This window comes from Marinobacterium sp. YM272, assembly GCF_050908845.1.
In the GTDB taxonomy this organism is placed as follows: domain Bacteria; phylum Pseudomonadota; class Gammaproteobacteria; order Pseudomonadales; family Balneatricaceae; genus Marinobacterium_D.
This window is the reverse complement of record NZ_CP194171.1, coordinates 536624-554064: the sequence shown is the minus strand read 5'-3', so window position 1 is coordinate 554064 and position 17441 is coordinate 536624. Positions and strand designations below refer to the sequence as shown.

The window sequence follows — 17441 nt, the reverse complement described above, 5'->3', positions numbered from 1 at the left end:
CCTTTACCGAATGAATTGAAACAGAATGCAAACGGGATGACCCATCCATCTAGGTATGGGCCATCCCGCGCAGGGATCAGATCAGGGCCTTGGCCTTGCCGATCACTTTTTCAACAGTGAAGCCGAAGTGCTTGAACAGTTCGCCGGCGGGCGCCGACTCACCGAAGCTGCGCATGCCGATGATGGCACCGTCGAGGCCCACGTACTTGTACCAGAAGTCGGCGTGAGCCGCTTCGATGGCGATACGGGCGGTGACTGACGGCGGCAGCACGCTGTCGCGGTAGCTCTTGTCCTGGGCGTCGAAACGCTCGGTGCAGGGCATGGAAACCACGCGTACGCGGCGTTTTTCCGCGCGCAGCGCTTCGGCGGAGTCCATCGCCAGGCCCACTTCGGAGCCGGTGGCGATCAGGATCACTTCCGGTTCACCTTCGCAGTCGCTGAGCACGTAACCGCCACGCAGGACGTCGTCGAACTGCTCTTCAGTGCGCGGCTGGGCCGGCAGTCCCTGACGGGAGAAGATCAGCGCACTCGGACCATCTTCACGCAACAGCGCGGCTTTCCAGGCGATAGCGGACTCGACCGCATCGCAGGGACGCCAGGTGTTCATGTTCGGCGTAGAGCGCAGGTTGGCGATCTGCTCGATCGGCTGGTGAGTCGGGCCGTCTTCGCCCAGGCCGATGGAGTCGTGGGTGTAAACGAAGATCGCACGCTGCTTCATCAGCGCAGCCATGCGCACCGCGTTACGGGCGTATTCCATGAACACCAGGAAGGTGGCGCCGTAAGGAATAAAGCCGCCGTGCAGGGCGAGACCGTTCATGATCGCGCTCATGCCAAATTCGCGCACCCCGTAGAACAGGTAGTTGCCGCTGGCATCTTCGCGGGTCACACCCTTGGCACCGGACCAGAGAGTCAGGTTGGAGCCAGCCAGGTCGGCGGAGCCGCCCAGCAGTTCCGGCAGCATCGGGCCGTAGGCGTTTAGAGCGTTCTGGGAGGCCTTGCGGGAGGCGACGTTCTCGCCCTTGTCGGCCACTTCCTTGATCCAGGCATCAGCCTTCTCAACGAAATCGTGCGGCAGATCGCCGGACAGGCGACGCAGCAGCTCGTCAGCCAGCTCAGGGAAAGCTGCGCGGTAAGCCGCCAGGCGCTCGTTCCACTCGTTTTCCGCGTGGGAGCCGGCTTCTGCCGCATTCCACTCGGCGTAGATATCTTCCGGTACTTCGAACGCCGGGTAATCCCAGTTCAGTTCCTTGCGTGCCAGCGCGATCTCGTCCTCGCCCAGCGGCGCACCGTGGCAATCTTCCTTACCCTGCTTGTTCGGAGAGCCGAAACCGATGATGGTCTTGCAGCAGATCAGGGTCGGTTTGTCGCTCTCGGCGCGGGCCTGCTCGATCGCATCGCGGATCTGATCCGGGTTGTGGCCGTCGATGCCACGTACCACGTGCCAGCCGTAGGCTTCGAAACGGGCCGGGGTGTCGTCGGTGAACCAGCCTTCAACTTCGCCATCGATGGAGATGCCGTTGTCATCCCAGAACGCGATCAGCTTGCCCAGGCCCAGGGTACCGGCCAGGGAGCAGGCTTCGTGGGAGATGCCTTCCATCAGACAGCCGTCGCCCATGAACGCGTAGGTGTGGTGATCGATGATGTCGTGACCGTCACGGTTGAACTGACCAGCCAGCACTTTCTCGGCGATCGCCATGCCGACGGCATTGGTGATGCCCTGGCCCAGCGGGCCGGTGGTGGTCTCAACGCCCGGGCAGTAACCCAGTTCCGGGTGACCGGCGGTTTTGCTGTCGAGCTGACGGAAGTTCTTGATGTCGTCGATGGAGACATCGTAGCCGGTCAGGTGCAGCAGGGAGTAGAGCAGCATCGAACCGTGACCGTTGGACAGCACGAAGCGGTCGCGGTCGAACCAGTGCGGATTACTCGGGTTGTGCTTGAGAAAGTCGTTCCATAGCACTTCGGCGATATCCGCCATGCCCATCGGGGCGCCGGGGTGACCGGACTTGGCTTTCTGAACGGCATCCATGCTCAACGCACGGATTGCGTTGGCAAGTTCTCGACGAGAGGACATTCACTCTACTCCTGGGCCTGGCCCAATTTGCATATTAGCGGGTAAGAAGCTCGATTTTTTGAGAGCGCAATTTTCGCGCAGATAACTCTGCGCTTCAAACCCAATTGCGTCGATTTGAACCAAATTCACGGCGAAAGGGTAAAATTTTCACCTGCCCGTACCGCTCAAACCATGCATTCAGGGCGCCGGACCGCTAAAATGTGGCCTTTGAGATTCCGCAGGAAAACGCTTTACCTGCTTCAAACTATGCCTTGAGGATTGCGCGTACCGATGAGCGAATACAGCCTGTTTACCTCCGAGTCCGTCTCTGAGGGTCACCCGGACAAAATCGCCGACCAGATTTCAGATGCGGTGCTCGATGCGATTATCGCCGAGGACAAGCTGGCCCGCGTGGCCTGCGAAACCATGGTCAAAACCGGCGTTGCCATCGTCTCCGGCGAGATCAGCACCAGCGCCTGGATCGACCTGGAAACCCTGGTCCGCGATGTGATCTGCGATATCGGCTACACCTCCTCCGATGTGGGCTATGACGGCGAAACCTGCGGTGTGATCAACATCATCGGCAAGCAGTCGGTGGATATCGCCCAGGGTGTCGACCGCAGCAAGCCGGAAGACCAGGGTGCCGGCGACCAGGGTCTGATGTTCGGCTACGCCTCCAACGAGACCGAAGTGCTGATGCCGGCACCGATCACCTTTTCCCACCGTCTGGTGGAGCGTCAGGCCGAAGCGCGCCGTTCCGGCCTGCTGCCCTGGCTGCGCCCGGACGCCAAGTCCCAGGTGACCTGCCGCTACGAAAACGGCAAGCCTGTGGCGATCGATGCCGTGGTGCTGTCGACCCAGCACAACCCGGATGTTTCCCAGGCGGACCTGCATGAAGCGGTACAGGAGCTGATCATCAAGCACGTGCTGCCGGCGGAACTGCTGCACAAGGACACCCAGTACCACATCAACCCCACCGGCACCTTCGTCATCGGCGGTCCGGTCGGTGACTGTGGTCTGACCGGCCGCAAGATCATCGTCGACACTTACGGTGGCATGGCCCGTCACGGCGGTGGTGCATTCTCCGGCAAGGATCCGTCCAAGGTGGACCGCTCCGCTGCCTACGCCGGTCGTTACGTGGCCAAGAACATCGTCGCCGCTGGCCTGGCCGATCGTTGCGAAATCCAGGTCTCCTACGCCATCGGTGTGGCCGAGCCGACCTCCGTGTCGATCAACACCTTCGGCACCGGCAAGATCGCCGAGCACAAGATCATTGAACTGGTACGCGAGAATTTCGACCTGCGTCCCTACGCGATCACCCGCATGCTCGACCTGCTGCACCCGATGTACAAGCAGACCGCCGCCTATGGCCACTTTGGTCGCCAACCCTATGAAATGACAGTCGGTGACGACACTTTCACCGCCTTCCCCTGGGAAAAGACCGACAAGGCCGACGCATTGCGCGAAGCCGCTGGTCTCTAAGCGCAATTCGCTCTAGACTGCAAAATCGAAGCCCGGCTAAATGCCGGGCTTTTTCATCTGAGAACAACAAGATAGCCATGCATTGGAGCACCACTCCAGAAGGAACCGGGACCCGACAGAGATGCAACCACAGGAGCCGACATCAAGACTGAGCAACCTCAGTATTCACCGCAAGCTGCTGCTGTTGGTTACCCTTTCCCTGTTCTGCATTCTCGCTACTGCTCTCCTCGCCGCCTTTCTCCATCATGACGACCTGATCGATGCCCGCAAACGCGAAGTCCGCAGCATCGTAGAAGTGGTCGGCGGCCAGTTGAACGAGGCGTACACCGAGTACCAGAACGGTTATATCGACAAACCGCAACTGCTTGAGCGCGCCCGCCAACTGCTTGAGCCTGCCCGCTACCGCCGCACCAATTACCTTTTCCTGCTCACCGATGACGGCGACATGCTGATCAACGTGGGACGCCCTTCACTGGAAGGGCAAAACTTCGCGGTTCTACGGGACACCAGCGACCGGCCGTTACTGCCGGCATTGCTAAAAGTGATCGCCGAAAGCAACGAGACTTTCTGGCGCTACCGCTGGGCCCAGCTGGATCAATCCGGCAACCTGACCGCCGAAAGCGACAAGCTCAGCTACTTCATGCGCATCAGCGACAGTGACTGGCTGCTGGGGTCGGGCGTGCACCTGGACGATATCCAGTCACAGCTGTTCGCCCGGCTGCTCAGCCTCGCCGTGCTGACCCTGGCGCTGCTTCTCGTCACTCTGCTTGCCGCCCTGACCATCGGGCGTAACATCGCCAACCCCCTGCGTCGTCTGGCCCAGGCAACGCTGGAGATCACCAATGCCCGGTTTGAGATAGAGCTCGGAGACACCAACCGCCGGGATGAGATCGGCGCCCTGGCCAGGGCGCTTCAGCAATTAAGGGATCACGCCCTGGAAAACCGGCGCCTGCGCCATCTCAGCGAACATGCCCGTTTTCTCGAGGAGTTCGATCCGGTGACCCGACTCTACAACCGCCAGTCGCTGGGCCAGGCTCTGCAGCGGGAGATCACCCGTCAGCAGCGCGAAGGCAGCTACCTGGCCGTGCTCGTTATCCGTCTGGTCCTGCTGCGCGAGATCACCACCCGCTGGGGACCGGAGTGTGGCAATCAGATACTGCGCACCATTGTCGAGCGGCTGCGTAACCAGCTGCGCGTTGACGACCTTCTTGGGCGCCTCGGCGAAGACACTCTGATTCTGGTCCGCCCCGAGGCGGGCGACGATGAAGCGATCCGCAGCCTGATGCGCGAACTGCTGGAGACAGTTTCCGCACCGATCAGCATCGACGGACAACCGTTCAGCCTGCAGGGCCGTATCGGTATCAGCCTCTACCCGGAGGACGGTGAGCAGGAGTTCCAGCTGATCGGGCGGGCCGAAGAAGCACTGCGCGCCGCACGACGCATGGAAAGGGACTGGTACTGGTTCAACAGGCTCTCGGGCGCCCCGGTAGATCAACGCCTGGGACTCTGGCAGGAGATCCAGCAGGCCCTGGACGAGGATCAGTTTTTCCTCGTGTTTCAGCCGATTTTCGACCTGAAGAGCAACCAGCCGGTGTCGGCCGAAGTACTGCTGCGCTGGCGCCATCCCGAAAAAGGGATGATCTCGCCCGCCATATTCATCCCATTCGCGGAACAGACAGGGCTGGTCAAACGGATCGACCTCTGGGTACTTCAGGCCGTGGCGCGTCAACTGCGCGACTGGTCGGACAAGGGGCTGTCGATGCCGATGCTGGCGATCAACCTGTCCGGCATCAGCTTTCTACGCGCCGACCTGGTGACACAGCTCAGAGCGATCTTTAACGGCGACCCGCAGCTGCTTTCACACCTGGTACTGGAGCTGACCGAGGGGGTGCTGATCGAGGATATGGACAGCATTCTGCGGCAGGTTAAACAGGTACGCCAGCTCGGACCGAAGGTCGCCATCGACGATTTCGGCACCGGCTACTCCTCCCTGAGCCGGATTCGTAACCTGCCGATCGATCACATCAAAATCGACCACAGCTTTATCGACGACATCGAATCCACGCCCCAGTCCGCCAAGATCATCGAGGCGATTCTGCTGATGGCGCATGGCCTGCACCTCAAGGTGGTGGCCGAGGGCGTGGAGAGCGAGGGCCAGCTGCACCTGCTGCGGCAGATGAACTGCGACCAGGTACAGGGCTACCTGCTCAGCCGCCCTCTGGTGAAGACCGACTTTGAGGCGATGCTGGCACAGGATATCGAGATTGATCTGGATATCGATTAGGGGGCCTATCCACTTGGGCGCGGCTTCCCCGGTGCCGCTCTGTCTATGGCATAATTCTACTTTTTGCAGGTAAAGAAGTCGCTATGCGAGTCCCTCGCGTCTACCTTGATATGCCGCTCAGCGAAGGCGCCAGAATCGAACTGGACGACAACGCTTTCAACCATTGCGTAAAGGTGCTCCGCCTTGCTGAAGGCGCCCCCCTGACCCTGTTCAACGGCGATGGCCTGGAGTACCCGGCCGAGCTCTGCGAAGTGGCCAAGAAACGTGCATCAGCCCAGCTCGGCAGCCCGACAGACACCGGCAGCGAGTCACCGCTCAGCATTCAGGTCGGTCAGGCGATCTCCCGAGGTGAGCGGATGGATTTCGCCATCCAGAAAAGCACCGAGCTGGGTATCCAGCGGATCACCCCACTGTTTACCGAGCGTTGCGAAGTACGGCTCAACCAGGAGCGCCAGGAGAAACGCCAGCGCCACTGGCAGCAGGTGGCGATCAGTGCCTGCGAGCAGAGTCAGAGGAGCCGGGTGCCGGTTATCGAAGAGCCGGTCACACTCAGCGACTGGATCACGCAGGTAGACGCGGATCTCAAACTGGTGCTGCACCACCATACCGCCCGGCCGCTGGCATCGCTCGAACGCCCCGCCTCTATCGCACTGCTGATCGGTCCGGAAGGCGGCCTGACCGAGACAGAGGTCGAACTGGCGACCCAGGCCGGCTTCCAGCCGGTAGCCTTTGGACCACGGGTGATGCGTACCGAAACAGCACCCGTTGCCGCCGCTGCCGTATTGCAGTATCTATGGGGCGACTTCGGCTAAACACCCTTGTGCACCTTCGGACAGACAGGAATTTCAGATGACCATAAAAGTCGGCATCGTGATGGACCCGATCGAGTCGATCACTTTCAAAAAAGATACCTCCCTGGGACTGCTGCACGCTGCGCAGCGCAAGGGTTGGGAGCTCTACTACATGGAGCAGTCCCACCTGTTCTCCCGTGACGGCAGGGTGCAGGCGAAAATGGCACCGCTGAAGGTCGCCATGGATCCGGACAACTGGTTTGAGCGCGGCGAGTACGCTATTCAGCCGCTGGCTGACCTGGACGTCATTCTGATGCGCCAGGACCCGCCATTCACCAACGAGTTCCTCTATACCACCCACCTACTGGCGATGGCCGAGCGCGAAGGTGTGCTGGTGGTCAACCGCACCCAGTCGGTGCGTGACTGCAACGAAAAGCTGTTCGCCACCCAGTTCCCGCAGTGCTGCCCACCGGTCCTGGTCACCCGCGATGCCCAGCTGCTGCGCGACTTCCATGCCGAGCATGGGAACGTGATCTTCAAACCGCTGGATGGCATGGGTGGCGCGTCAATCTTCCACATCAGGGAAGATGGCGTGAACCTGGGTGTGATTATCGAGACGCTGACCCAGCATGGCAGCCAGACGATCATGGCGCAGAAATACCTGCCCGAGATCAAGGATGGGGACAAACGCATTCTCATGATCAACGGCGAGCCTGTACCCTATGCACTGGCTCGCATTCCCTCGGCCGGTGAAACCCGCGGCAACCTGGCGGCCGGCGGTCGTGGCGAAGGGCGTCCACTGTCTGACCGCGACCGCTGGATCTGCGAGCAGGTGGGACCCACGCTCAGGGAAAAGGGGCTGCTGTTTGTCGGTCTGGACGTGATTGGTGATTATCTTACCGAGATCAACGTCACCAGCCCGACCTGCCTGCGCGAGCTGGACAGCCAGTTCGGCCTGGATATCGGAATGCAGCTGATGGATTGCATCGAACAGACAATGGACCAGAAGTAACGCAATGAAGCTGCGGCGGGGAGTGACTGAAGATAGCGACTGGCGCCATGTCAGCATGGAGCGCTTCGGCCTTATGGTGTTTCTGGCCGCCGCGTTGCATGGCATTCTGCTGCTGGCGCTGAGCTTCGACTTGCCCGATCCACCGCCACCGCCGCAGACGCTTGATATCACCCTAGCCCAGTACGAGCAGAAAGAGGCACCGAAAGAGGCCGACTTCATCGCCCAGTCCAATCAGCAGGGCAGCGGTACCAGCGACGAAAAAAAGCTGCCCTCTACCAGGGAAGCGGCCAACTTCAGCAGCGAAACACCCGCGCCACAGTCGGCCCAGGCGGCACCGACACCGCCCTCGCCCAAGCCCGAACCGGTCGAACCGACCCCGCCCGCGCCGGAACCGCCGACGGATAACGCGCAAGCCCCGCAGCAAAGCGGTGACCGCAAGGTCGTCACCACCCTGCGCGAAGCGAATGAAAAAGCGGCCGTGGACCAGGTTCAGGAGGCTGCCGCCAAACCTCAGCCCAAGCGCGGCACGTCGACGTCGCTGCTGGCTCGCAGCCTAGAGATCGCCAGCCTGGAAGCGCAGCTCGACCAGGAGCGTGAAGCCTACGCCAAACGCCCGCGCGTGCTGAGGCTCACCGCCGCCTCGACCCTGTCCCACGAGGATGCCCAGTATCTGGATAACTGGCGCCGCAAAATCGAAAAGGTCGGTAACCTGAACTACCCGGAACAGGCGCGCCGTGACAAGACGTACGGCGTGCTGCGCCTGCTGGTGGAGATTCTCCCGGATGGCAGCGTCGAGCGCGTACAGATTCTGGAATCCTCGGGACACGCCATTCTTGATGATGCCGCCGTGCGTATCGTTCAGCTGGCCGCCCCGTTCCAGCCGTTCCCGGTGGAGATCCGCAAACGCGCCGACAAACTGGTGGTAATCCGCACCTGGAAATTTGAGAAACAGGCCCGGGTGTACTAAGCCTTAATTGAGCGTGCGGTATCCATCCACCCAAACCGGTAGCCCGCCATATGGCCGTTCCTACCCGACTACGTAACCAGTTTCTGCTGTCCATGCCCCACCTGGACGATCCCCATTTTGCCCAGACGCTGACCTATATCTGCGAGCACGGCGATTACGGAGCGATGGGGCTGGTGATCAATCGCAGCACCGGCCTCAACCTGCCTGACCTGCTGTCCCATCTGGATCTGCCCCCCTGCTCTCCGACTCTGACGCCACACCCGATCTACGACGGCGGCCCGGTACACCAGGACCGCGGCTTCGTTCTGCACGGCCGCTGCGATGACAGCTGGCTCAACACCCAGGACATTACCCCCGAGATCAGCGTCACCAGCTCCATGGACATTCTCGAGGCGATCGCCAGCGGTCAGGGACCCGAAGACTTCCTCATCACCCTGGGGTACGCCGGATGGGGCCCAGGTCAACTGGAAGAGGAATTGAGCAACAACCTCTGGTTAAGCTGCCCCTTCAATTTCGATATAATGTTCCGGATGCCAGCCGAGGAGCGGCTAAACGCTGCGGCATCCATGCTCGGAATCAATCTGAATCTACTGACCGCACACGCCGGTCACGCCTGAGCACTACAGCATTCATGAGCACAGACAACCAGCAGGTGATGGGGTTTGACTTTGGCACCGGCCGTATCGGCGTGGCTATCGGCCAGTCGATCACCGCCACCGCCTCTCCGCTGGAACCTGTTTCCGCCCGCGACGGCAAGCCCGACTGGACCTCCCTGGACGCACTGATCGCCGACTGGCAGCCCGCCACCCTAGTGGTTGGCCTGCCTCTCAACATGGACGGCAGCATCAGCGATATGGCCCGCCGCGCCCGCAAGTTCGCCAACCGCATTCAGGATCGTTACCAGCTCCCCTGTTTTCTGATCGATGAGCGCCTGACCACCGCCGAAGCCAAACGTATCCACCTGGAAGCCGGCGGCGGCACCAATTTCAAACAGGAGTCGGTGGATGGCATCGCCGCCCGCCTGCTGCTGGAAGACTGGTTCGCCAGTGATACCCGCATACCGAGTCATACCCGACTGGAGGATCTCTATGCTATCGGGAACCCTTAGCGTTGAGGCGCTGCTGGAAAAGATCAGCAGCGAAACGCGTGCACAGATTATTCAACGTGAAATAGAAAACCCGCTGATGATCGGCATCCGCACCGGCGGTGCCTGGATCGCCGAGCGGTTGCACCAGGATCTCGACATCGAAACCCCGCTGGGCGTACTGGATATCTCCTTCTACCGTGATGACTTCACCCAGGTGGGCCTGAATCCCAAGGTGCAGCCCTCTCAGCTGCCCTGCCCGGTGGAGGGCCGCCATATTCTGCTGGTGGATGATGTGGTGATGACCGGCCGCACCATCCGTGCCGCGCTGAACGAGCTGTTCGACTACGGCCGCCCCGCTTCGGTGATGCTGATCACGCTGCTCGACCTGCAGCGCCGCGAACTGCCGATCCAGGCCGATGTCGTTGGTGGCACCCTGGCGCTGGGTCCGGATCAGTCGATCAAACTGAGCGGCCCCGATCCCCTGACCCTGACCATTCGCCAGCGCGACTGACTTAAAGCCGGGAAGAGACCATGTCCGAACCGATAAACCGATGCCCGATCCAGCTGACCGAGAGCGGCCAGCTACGCCACTTTCTTACCACCGAGGGGCTGCCCAGGGAGCTGCTGACGGAGATTCTCGACACCGCCGACTCCTTCGTCGACATGAGCGCCCAGCAGGTCAAAAAAGTCCCGTTGCTGCGCGGCAAGACCGTGGTGAACCTGTTTTTCGAGGCCAGCACCCGCACCCTCTCCACGTTCGAGCTGGCGGCCAAGCGTCTGTCTGCCGACGTCCTTAACCTGAACATCAGCACCTCCTCCACCAAGAAGGGCGAGACCCTGAAGGATACGCTGATGACCATGCGCGCCATGCACTCGGACATGTTCGTGGTGCGCCACTCCGACTCCGGCGCGGCGCACTTTATCGCCGAACAGGTCACCCCTGACGTGGCGGTGATCAATGCCGGTGACGGCCGTCATGCCCACCCCACCCAGGCGATGCTCGATATGCTGACCATCCGCCGCCACAAGGGTGATTTCGAAAACCTGAAGGTCGCCATTGTCGGCGATATCCTGCACTCCCGCGTGGCCCGCTCGCAGATCCACGCACTGCGCATTCTCGGCGCCGAGGAGATCCGCGTTATCGCCCCACAGACACTGATTCCGCGCAGTATCGAGACCCTCGGTGCCAAGGTCTACACCGACATGACGGCGGGCCTGCGTGACGTGGACGTGGTGATGATGCTGCGTCTGCAAAAGGAGCGCATGGACAGCGCCCTGCTGCCGAGCGAATCTGAGTTCTACAAGCTCTACGGTCTGACCGGCGACAAGCTGGCGTTCGCCAAGCCGGACGCTATCGTCATGCATCCCGGCCCGATCAACCGCGGCGTGGAGATCGAATCCGCCGTGGCGGACGGTGAGCGCTCGGTGATTCTGGATCAGGTCACCAACGGCATCGCCGTGCGCATGGCGGTCATGTCGATGGCGATGAGCGGTCAGCTCGCCGAGAAGAACCGCCCGCAGCCGGATAGCGACAACCTCAACCTCTAAGGACCGAACAGCGCATGAACATTCTTATTCGGGGTGGCCGGCTGATCGATCCGGCCCAGCAGATGGACCAGGTCACTGACCTCTATATCCGCGGCGAAGAGATCCTCGCCATCGGCGACGCACCGGACGGTTTTGAAGCCGATGAAATCATCGACGCCCAAGGCCTGGTGGTCTGCCCCGGCTTTATCGATCTGTGCGCCCATGTGCGCGAGCCTGGCTATACCCAGAAAGGCAGTATCGCCAGCGAAACCGCCGCCGCCGCGGCTGGCGGTATTACTACCCTGGTGACGCCTCCGACCACCAAACCGGTGGTTGATACCCCCGCCGTGGCGGAAATGATCCAGGACCGCGCCGCCGAACAGGGGCTGGCCCGTGTCCTGCCGATGGGCGCCCTGACCCAGGGCCTGGCCGGTGAACAGCTGGCACCGATGCACGCCCTGGCGAGCTCCGGCTGCATCGCCTTCACCAACACCCGCAAGCCGGTGGCCAGCACCCTGGTGCTGCTGCGAGCACTGGAGTACGCCTCAACCCACGATCTGCTGGTGGTGTTCCAGGCGCAGGATCCCTCGCTCAGCGTCAACGGCTGCATGCATGAAGGTGCCACCAGCACCCGCCTGGGCCTGAACGGCATCTCGGAAGCCGCCGAGACCATCGAGGTCTCCCGCTGCCTGATGCTGGTGGAGCAGACCGGCGTGCGCGCGCACTTCGGCCAGCTCTCCTGTGAACGCTCGGTACGACTGATCGAGGCGGCCCGGGAACGGGGCCTGAGGGTCAGCGCCGATGTGTCGATCCAGAACCTGCTGCTGACAGACGAGTCGGTCAGCGGCTTCGATGCCGACTACCACCTGCTGCCGCCGCTACGCGGCCAGCTGGACCGGGCCGGCCTGCGCCAGGGCCTGGTCACCGACACCCTGCAGGCGATCTGCTCCGATCACCAGCCCCATGAGGCGATCGCCAAACAGGCGCCGTTTGCGGCCACCGAGCCGGGCATGAGCAACCTGGAAACCCTGCTGCCGCTGGCGCTGCAGCTGGTCGAAGAGCAGCTGCTGGAGCTGCCGCAGATGATCGAAAAGCTGACCCTCGGTCCGGCCCGCATCCTCGGCCTCGACGATGGCACGCTGGAAGTGGGTACCCAGGCGGATATCTGTATCTTTGATCCGCACGAAACCTGGGCACTGGACACGACGCAGATGCGCTCCGGTGGGCGTAACACCCCGTTTGCCGGCCAGACACTGACCGGCCGGGTCCAAACCACGCTGCTCGGTGGCGAGATCGTGTTCAGACGCTAAAGTCCGCCCGCCGGTTCCGGCAACCGCCTGAGCATAAAAAAGGCCGCTGACATTACTGTTCAGCGGCCTTTTTCTTGGTCCGGGGTAACGCGCGTTTACATCCCTCTGACGTCTATATCACCCTTGATGTTCATATCGTCATCCTCATCCTGCAGCGTGAACGACGGCATCTCGTCGGTCTCCAGATCCGGGTTGGTATCGGAGTTCAGCTTGATCATCAGGCGCAGATCGTTGGCCGAGTCGGCATGGGACAGCGCGGTCTCGTAAGTGATGATGCCATCCTTGTAGAGGGTGTATAGCGCCTGGTCGAAGGTCTGCATCCCCAGGTTGGTGGACTTCTTCACCACATCCTTGATCTCGTGAACCTCTGCCTTGCGGATCAGGTCCTGGATCAGCGGGGTGTTGATCAGCACTTCGATCGCGGCACGGCGCCCCTTGCCATCCACAGTCGGCAGCAGCTGCTGCGCCACGATCGCTTTCAGGTTGAGCGACATGTCCATCCAGATCTGGTCATGATGCTCGGGACCGAAGAAGGAGATGATACGGTCCAGCGCCTGGTTGGCGTTGTTGGCGTGCAGGGTTGCCAGACAGAGGTGGCCGGTTTCGGCGAACTGCAGGGCGTACTTCATGGTGTCCGCAGAGCGGATCTCACCCATCAGAATGACGTCCGGTGCCTGACGCAGGGTGTTTTTCAGTGCCACGGCAAAGGATTCGGTATCGATACCCACTTCACGCTGGGTGATGATGCTCTTCTTGTGCTGGTGGATGTACTCGATCGGATCCTCGATGGTGATGATGTGACCCGCATGATGGGTGTTGCGGTAGTCGATCATCGATGCCAGCGAGGTGGATTTACCGGTGGAGGTACCACCCACGAACAGGATCAGACCACGCTTGGTCATCGCCAGATCCTTCAGCACCGGCGGCAGGTTCAGCTCTTCCAGTGAGGGGATATAGTCGTTGATCGCACGCAGCACCATCGCCGGCGAGTTGCGCTGCATATAGGCGCTGACACGGTAACGGCCGATGCCGGGGGCACTGATCGCAAAGTTACACTCGCTGGTGCCTTCAAACTCCGCCAGCTGCTTGTCGTTCATGGTGCTGTAGACCAGTGCCCGAGACTGCGCAGGCTTAAGCGTTTCGCGCGTCAGCGGCTTGATGGTGCCATCCACCTTGATCGACGGCGCCGCGCCGGCGGTGACAAACAGGTCCGATGCCTTGCGTTCCGACATCACTTTCAGCAGTTGTGTAAAATCCACGCGTTTTCTCCTTCAGCGCGTCAGAACGAGCTCGGGTTTTTGGCCTTTTCACGCGCGGTATCGCGTGAGATCAGCCCTTTCTGCGCCAGCTCGAGCAGCGACTGGTCCAGGGTTTTCATGCCGTAGGCGGCACCGGTCTGGATCGCCGAATACATCTGCGCAACTTTGTCTTCACGAATCAGGTTACGGATCGCCGGGGTACCGATCATAATCTCATGGGCCGCCACTCGTCCGCCCTTGGGCTTTTTCAACAGCGTCTGGGAGATAACCCCCTGCAGCGACTCCGATAACATGGAGCGCACCATGTCCTTCTCCTGCGCCGGGAACACGTCGATGATACGGTCGATCGTCTTCGCCGCCGAGGTGGTGTGCAGTGTACCGAACACCAAGTGACCGGTTTCCGCCGCGGTCAGCGCCAGGCGGATGGTTTCCAGATCTCGCATCTCACCCACCAGTATAACATCAGGGTCTTCACGCAGTGCCGAGCGCAGGGCGTTGGCAAAACTGTGCGTGTCCCTGTGGACCTCGCGCTGGTTGATCAGACACTTTTTACTTTCGTGGACGAATTCGATCGGGTCTTCGATGGTCAGGATGTGGTCGGTACGGGTGTCGTTGACATAATCCATCATCGCTGCCAGTGTCGTACTCTTACCGGAACCGGTCGGGCCGGTGACCAGCACCAGGCCACGAGCCTGATCCGACAGATCACGGAACACCTTGCCCATCCCCAGATCATCCAGCGTCAGTACCTTATTGGGAACGGTACGGAACACCGCCGCCGCACCGCGGTGCTGGTTGAACGCGTTGACACGAAAACGGGACAGCTTGGGGACTTCAAAGGAGAAATCGGTTTCGTAGTTTTCCTCGTACTCCTTGCGCTGCTTGTCATTCATAATATCGTAGACAAGCGTATGGACCTGCTTGTGGTCCATGGCCGGCAGTTTGATGCGGCGCACATCACCATCAACACGGATCAGCGGTGGCATCCCTGCGGTTATATGTAAGTCAGAAGCGCCCTGCTGTACGGCAAAGGCAAGAAGTTCGGTAATATCCATAATGCTAAGACCCGGCTCGTATCTTTAGAGTCCTGTTCTAGCAGAATAGCCCCAACATGCCAATCGGATTGGTCAAAGCCCAGATGAATAGTGATATTTCTGATCGAATTCTAAGCGTCAATCAACAGATCGACAGCGCCTGTGCCCAGGCCGGCCGTCCCCGCGACAGCGTCCAGTTGCTGGCGGTCAGCAAGACCCGCTCCGCCGACGAGGTACGCAGCGCCGTTAATCAGGGGCTGACCCATTTCGGCGAGAACTACCTGCAGGAAGCGCTGGATAAAATCGAGGCACTCAGCGATCTGGCGCTTGAATGGCATTTCATCGGCCCCATTCAATCCAACAAGACACGCCCGATTGCCGAGCATTTTGACTGGGTACACAGCGTCGACCGGCTGAAGATCGGCCAGCGCCTGTCGGACCAGCGCCCGGATGGCAAACCGCCGCTCAACATCTGCCTGCAGGTGAATATCTCCCGCGAGGAGAGCAAGTCCGGCTGCAGCCCGGACGAGGCCCCTGCGCTGGCCAGGGCACTTGGCGAGCTACCCGGTATCCGCCTGCGCGGCCTGATGGCGATTCCGGCGGCGACGGACGACCCCGACACCCAGCACCGCGCCTTTGCCGATCTGCGCCGCCTGCTCGACGCTATCCGCGTCGACCTACCGGAGCTGGACACCCTGTCGATGGGGATGTCCGCTGATCTGGTACCGGCGATCGAAGAGGGCGCCACCATCGTGCGTGTGGGGACGGCGCTGTTCGGCCCGCGCGCAGCGAAGACAGAACCGAAACCCGAATAACGACCAGGATTTTACTGTGACACAGACCGCAAAAATCGCATTTATCGGTGCCGGCAACATGGCCAGCGCCATCTTCGAGGGCCTGCTGGCCAACGGTTACCCGGCGGACCAGATCTGGGTTACCGACCCCAGTGACGAGAAGCTGGCCCCCTACGCCGAGCGCGGCCTGAACGCCACGCGCAATAATGACGAAGCGCTGGCCGCTTGCGATATCGCCGTACTGGCGGTCAAACCCCAGGTGATGAAAAGCGTGGCTGAAGCTCACCGCGACACGGTGCAGCAGCATAAGCCGCTGTTGGTATCTGTGGCTGCCGGTATCGATGCGGAATCCCTGTCACGCTGGTTTGGCGGCGATGTCGCGATCGTGCGCTGCATGCCCAACACGCCGGCGCTGGTGCAGACCGGTGCCAGCGGTCTGTACGCCAACGCTCTGGTCAGCGAACAGCAGCGCGAGCAGACCGAAGCGATCCTCGCGGCGGTGGGCATCACCCTCTGGGTCGAAAACGAAGCAGAGATTGACGCGGTCACCGCCGTATCCGGCTCAGGTCCTGCGTACTATTTCCTGTTTATGGAAGCGATGGCCAAGGCCGGCGAGCAGCTCGGACTGGACCCGGAAACGGCAAAACAGCTGACCCTGCAGACGGCGCTGGGAGCGGCCCGCATGGCCACCGAAAGCCCGCTGTCACCGGCCGAACTGCGCCGCAACGTGACGTCGCCCAACGGCACCACCGAACAGGCGATTCTGAGCTTCCAGCAGCAGGGCATCGACGCCATGGTACTGCAGGCGATGACCGCCTGCCGTGACCGCGCCGAATCGCTGAGCGACGAACTCTGCAAGGATTAAAATGCCCTGGAGAAGCGGCGATTCACTCACCGCTTCTCCAGGTTCAACCACTTAGCTGAAACCTCTATACTGAGCGCCCAACCCAGCAACAGGACTCGACATGGGACAGGATCCGATCCTTCTGATCATTCACACTATCGGCCAGCTGTACGCTTTCATCCTCACCCTGCGCTTTCTGTTGCAGGTTGCCGGTGCCGACTATTACAACCCGATCTCCCAGGCGGTGGTGCGGCTGACCCGCGTACCGCTGGCGCCGCTGCAGAAGCTGCTGCCCCGGGCGGGCCGTTTCGACGTTTCACCGCTGCTGCTGGCCCTGGGGGTGTACTTTCTTACCCTGCTGGCCGTGGTCGCCTACCAGGGCGCCAGCGCACCGATCATCACGATGCTGCTGCTCTCGGCCGGCACACTGATCGACGGCATCCTGTTGATCTATTTCTGGGCCGTGATCGGTGCCGTGATCATCAGCTGGATCGCGCCGGACAGCTACCACCCGGCGCCGCAGATGATTCTGCAGTTGACCGAGCCGCTGTTCTCGCTGGCACGAAAGGTGATTCCGTCGATCGGCGGCCTGGACCTGTCGCCGATCCTGATCTTCCTGGTGATCCAGATCGTGCGTTCCCAGCTGGCCCCGTTTACCTTCTGAGACGATGGCCGAAGAACCGTTTTACCGCTGGGACGGTGACCGCCTGATCCTGAGCTGTCACCTCCAGCCGAAAGCATCAAAAGATGAAATTTCGGGTCTGCACGGCGAGAGTGTTAAGATCCGCATCACCGCACCGCCGATCGAAGGACGCGCCAACGCGCAGCTGGTAAAATTCCTGGCCAAAACCTTCGGCGTCCCCAAAAGTGCGGTGACTATTCTCAGTGGCGAACTGGGTCGCCAGAAGCGGGTCGCTATCGACCAGCCGAGCAAACTACCGGGCAGTGTTCCGATTAAGAGAGACTAAGGTGAATACGAGCTTGTTCCTGATCCATTGTC

General features: G+C 61.1%; 17 protein-coding genes. 14 read left to right on the top strand and 3 right to left on the bottom strand.

What is annotated here, in order from left to right:
• Positions 1 to 76: 76 nt before the first annotated feature.
• Positions 77 to 2071, bottom strand: a complete 1995-nt coding sequence (gene tkt / locus ACQUQP_RS02630; protein WP_432697263.1) for a transketolase — start codon at positions 2069 to 2071, stop codon at positions 77 to 79.
• A 270-nt stretch (positions 2072 to 2341) separates the two neighbouring features.
• Between tkt and metK the strand changes: the two genes are divergently transcribed.
• The 10 genes from metK (at position 2342) to ACQUQP_RS02580 (ending at position 12510) form a co-directional block, all read left to right on the top strand.
• Complete coding sequence (gene metK / locus ACQUQP_RS02625) at positions 2342 to 3532, top strand: methionine adenosyltransferase (protein ID WP_432697262.1); 1191 nt, start codon at positions 2342 to 2344, stop codon at positions 3530 to 3532.
• A 121-nt stretch (positions 3533 to 3653) separates the two neighbouring features.
• Positions 3654 to 5816, top strand: a complete 2163-nt coding sequence (locus ACQUQP_RS02620) for a putative bifunctional diguanylate cyclase/phosphodiesterase (protein WP_432697261.1) — start codon at positions 3654 to 3656, stop codon at positions 5814 to 5816.
• A gap of 83 nt (positions 5817 to 5899) precedes the next feature.
• Positions 5900 to 6628 (top strand): 16S rRNA (uracil(1498)-N(3))-methyltransferase, encoded by a 729-nt coding sequence (locus ACQUQP_RS02615; protein ID WP_432697260.1) that lies wholly within the window; start codon positions 5900 to 5902, stop codon positions 6626 to 6628.
• A 37-nt stretch (positions 6629 to 6665) separates the two neighbouring features.
• Positions 6666 to 7619, top strand: a complete 954-nt coding sequence (gene gshB / locus ACQUQP_RS02610) for a glutathione synthase (RefSeq protein WP_432697259.1) — start codon at positions 6666 to 6668, stop codon at positions 7617 to 7619.
• A 4-nt stretch (positions 7620 to 7623) separates the two neighbouring features.
• The gene (locus ACQUQP_RS02605) at positions 7624 to 8586 is read left to right on the top strand and encodes an energy transducer TonB (protein ID WP_432697258.1); all 963 of its coding nucleotides are present in this window, start codon (positions 7624 to 7626) and stop codon (positions 8584 to 8586) included.
• 50 nt (positions 8587 to 8636) lie between these two features.
• Positions 8637 to 9203, top strand: a complete 567-nt coding sequence (locus ACQUQP_RS02600) for a YqgE/AlgH family protein (RefSeq protein WP_432697257.1) — start codon at positions 8637 to 8639, stop codon at positions 9201 to 9203.
• 14 nt (positions 9204 to 9217) lie between these two features.
• Entirely contained in the window at positions 9218 to 9694 is a 477-nt protein-coding gene (gene ruvX / locus ACQUQP_RS02595; RefSeq protein WP_432697256.1) for a Holliday junction resolvase RuvX, read from the top strand.
• Entirely contained in the window at positions 9675 to 10184 is a 510-nt protein-coding gene (gene pyrR / locus ACQUQP_RS02590) for a bifunctional pyr operon transcriptional regulator/uracil phosphoribosyltransferase PyrR (RefSeq protein ID WP_432697255.1), read from the top strand. The genes ruvX and pyrR overlap by 20 nt, the downstream gene beginning before the upstream one ends.
• Positions 10185 to 10204: 20 nt before the next feature.
• Complete coding sequence (locus ACQUQP_RS02585) at positions 10205 to 11221, top strand: aspartate carbamoyltransferase catalytic subunit (RefSeq protein ID WP_432697254.1); 1017 nt, start codon at positions 10205 to 10207, stop codon at positions 11219 to 11221.
• A 14-nt stretch (positions 11222 to 11235) separates the two neighbouring features.
• A complete protein-coding gene (locus tag ACQUQP_RS02580) occupies positions 11236 to 12510 on the top strand; it encodes a dihydroorotase (RefSeq protein ID WP_432697253.1) in 1275 nt (424 codons plus the stop codon).
• 95 nt (positions 12511 to 12605) lie between these two features.
• Here the strand turns inward: ACQUQP_RS02580 and ACQUQP_RS02575 are convergent, their stop codons facing one another.
• Both ACQUQP_RS02575 and ACQUQP_RS02570 read right to left on the bottom strand, forming a co-directional pair.
• Complete coding sequence (locus ACQUQP_RS02575) at positions 12606 to 13769, bottom strand: PilT/PilU family type 4a pilus ATPase (protein ID WP_432697252.1); 1164 nt, start codon at positions 13767 to 13769, stop codon at positions 12606 to 12608.
• Between the two features lie 20 nt (positions 13770 to 13789).
• A complete protein-coding gene (locus tag ACQUQP_RS02570; protein WP_432697251.1) occupies positions 13790 to 14824 on the bottom strand; it encodes a type IV pilus twitching motility protein PilT in 1035 nt (344 codons plus the stop codon).
• 83 nt (positions 14825 to 14907) lie between these two features.
• Here ACQUQP_RS02570 and ACQUQP_RS02565 point away from each other — a divergent pair, with 83 nt between their 5' ends.
• From ACQUQP_RS02565 to ACQUQP_RS02550, 4 genes are all read left to right on the top strand, one after another.
• Positions 14908 to 15618 carry a YggS family pyridoxal phosphate-dependent enzyme gene (locus ACQUQP_RS02565; protein ID WP_432697250.1) on the top strand — a complete coding sequence of 237 codons (711 nt, stop codon included), beginning with the start codon at positions 14908 to 14910 and terminating at the stop codon, positions 15616 to 15618.
• A gap of 16 nt (positions 15619 to 15634) precedes the next feature.
• On the top strand, positions 15635 to 16462 hold the full coding sequence (proC, locus tag ACQUQP_RS02560; protein ID WP_432697249.1) for a pyrroline-5-carboxylate reductase: 828 nt from the start codon (positions 15635 to 15637) through the stop codon (positions 16460 to 16462).
• A 100-nt stretch (positions 16463 to 16562) separates the two neighbouring features.
• Positions 16563 to 17105, top strand: a complete 543-nt coding sequence (locus tag ACQUQP_RS02555) for a YggT family protein (protein ID WP_432697248.1) — start codon at positions 16563 to 16565, stop codon at positions 17103 to 17105.
• Positions 17106 to 17109: 4 nt separating this feature from the next.
• On the top strand, positions 17110 to 17409 hold the full coding sequence (locus tag ACQUQP_RS02550) for a DUF167 family protein (protein WP_432697247.1): 300 nt from the start codon (positions 17110 to 17112) through the stop codon (positions 17407 to 17409).
• The last annotated feature ends 32 nt before the right edge of the window (positions 17410 to 17441 follow it).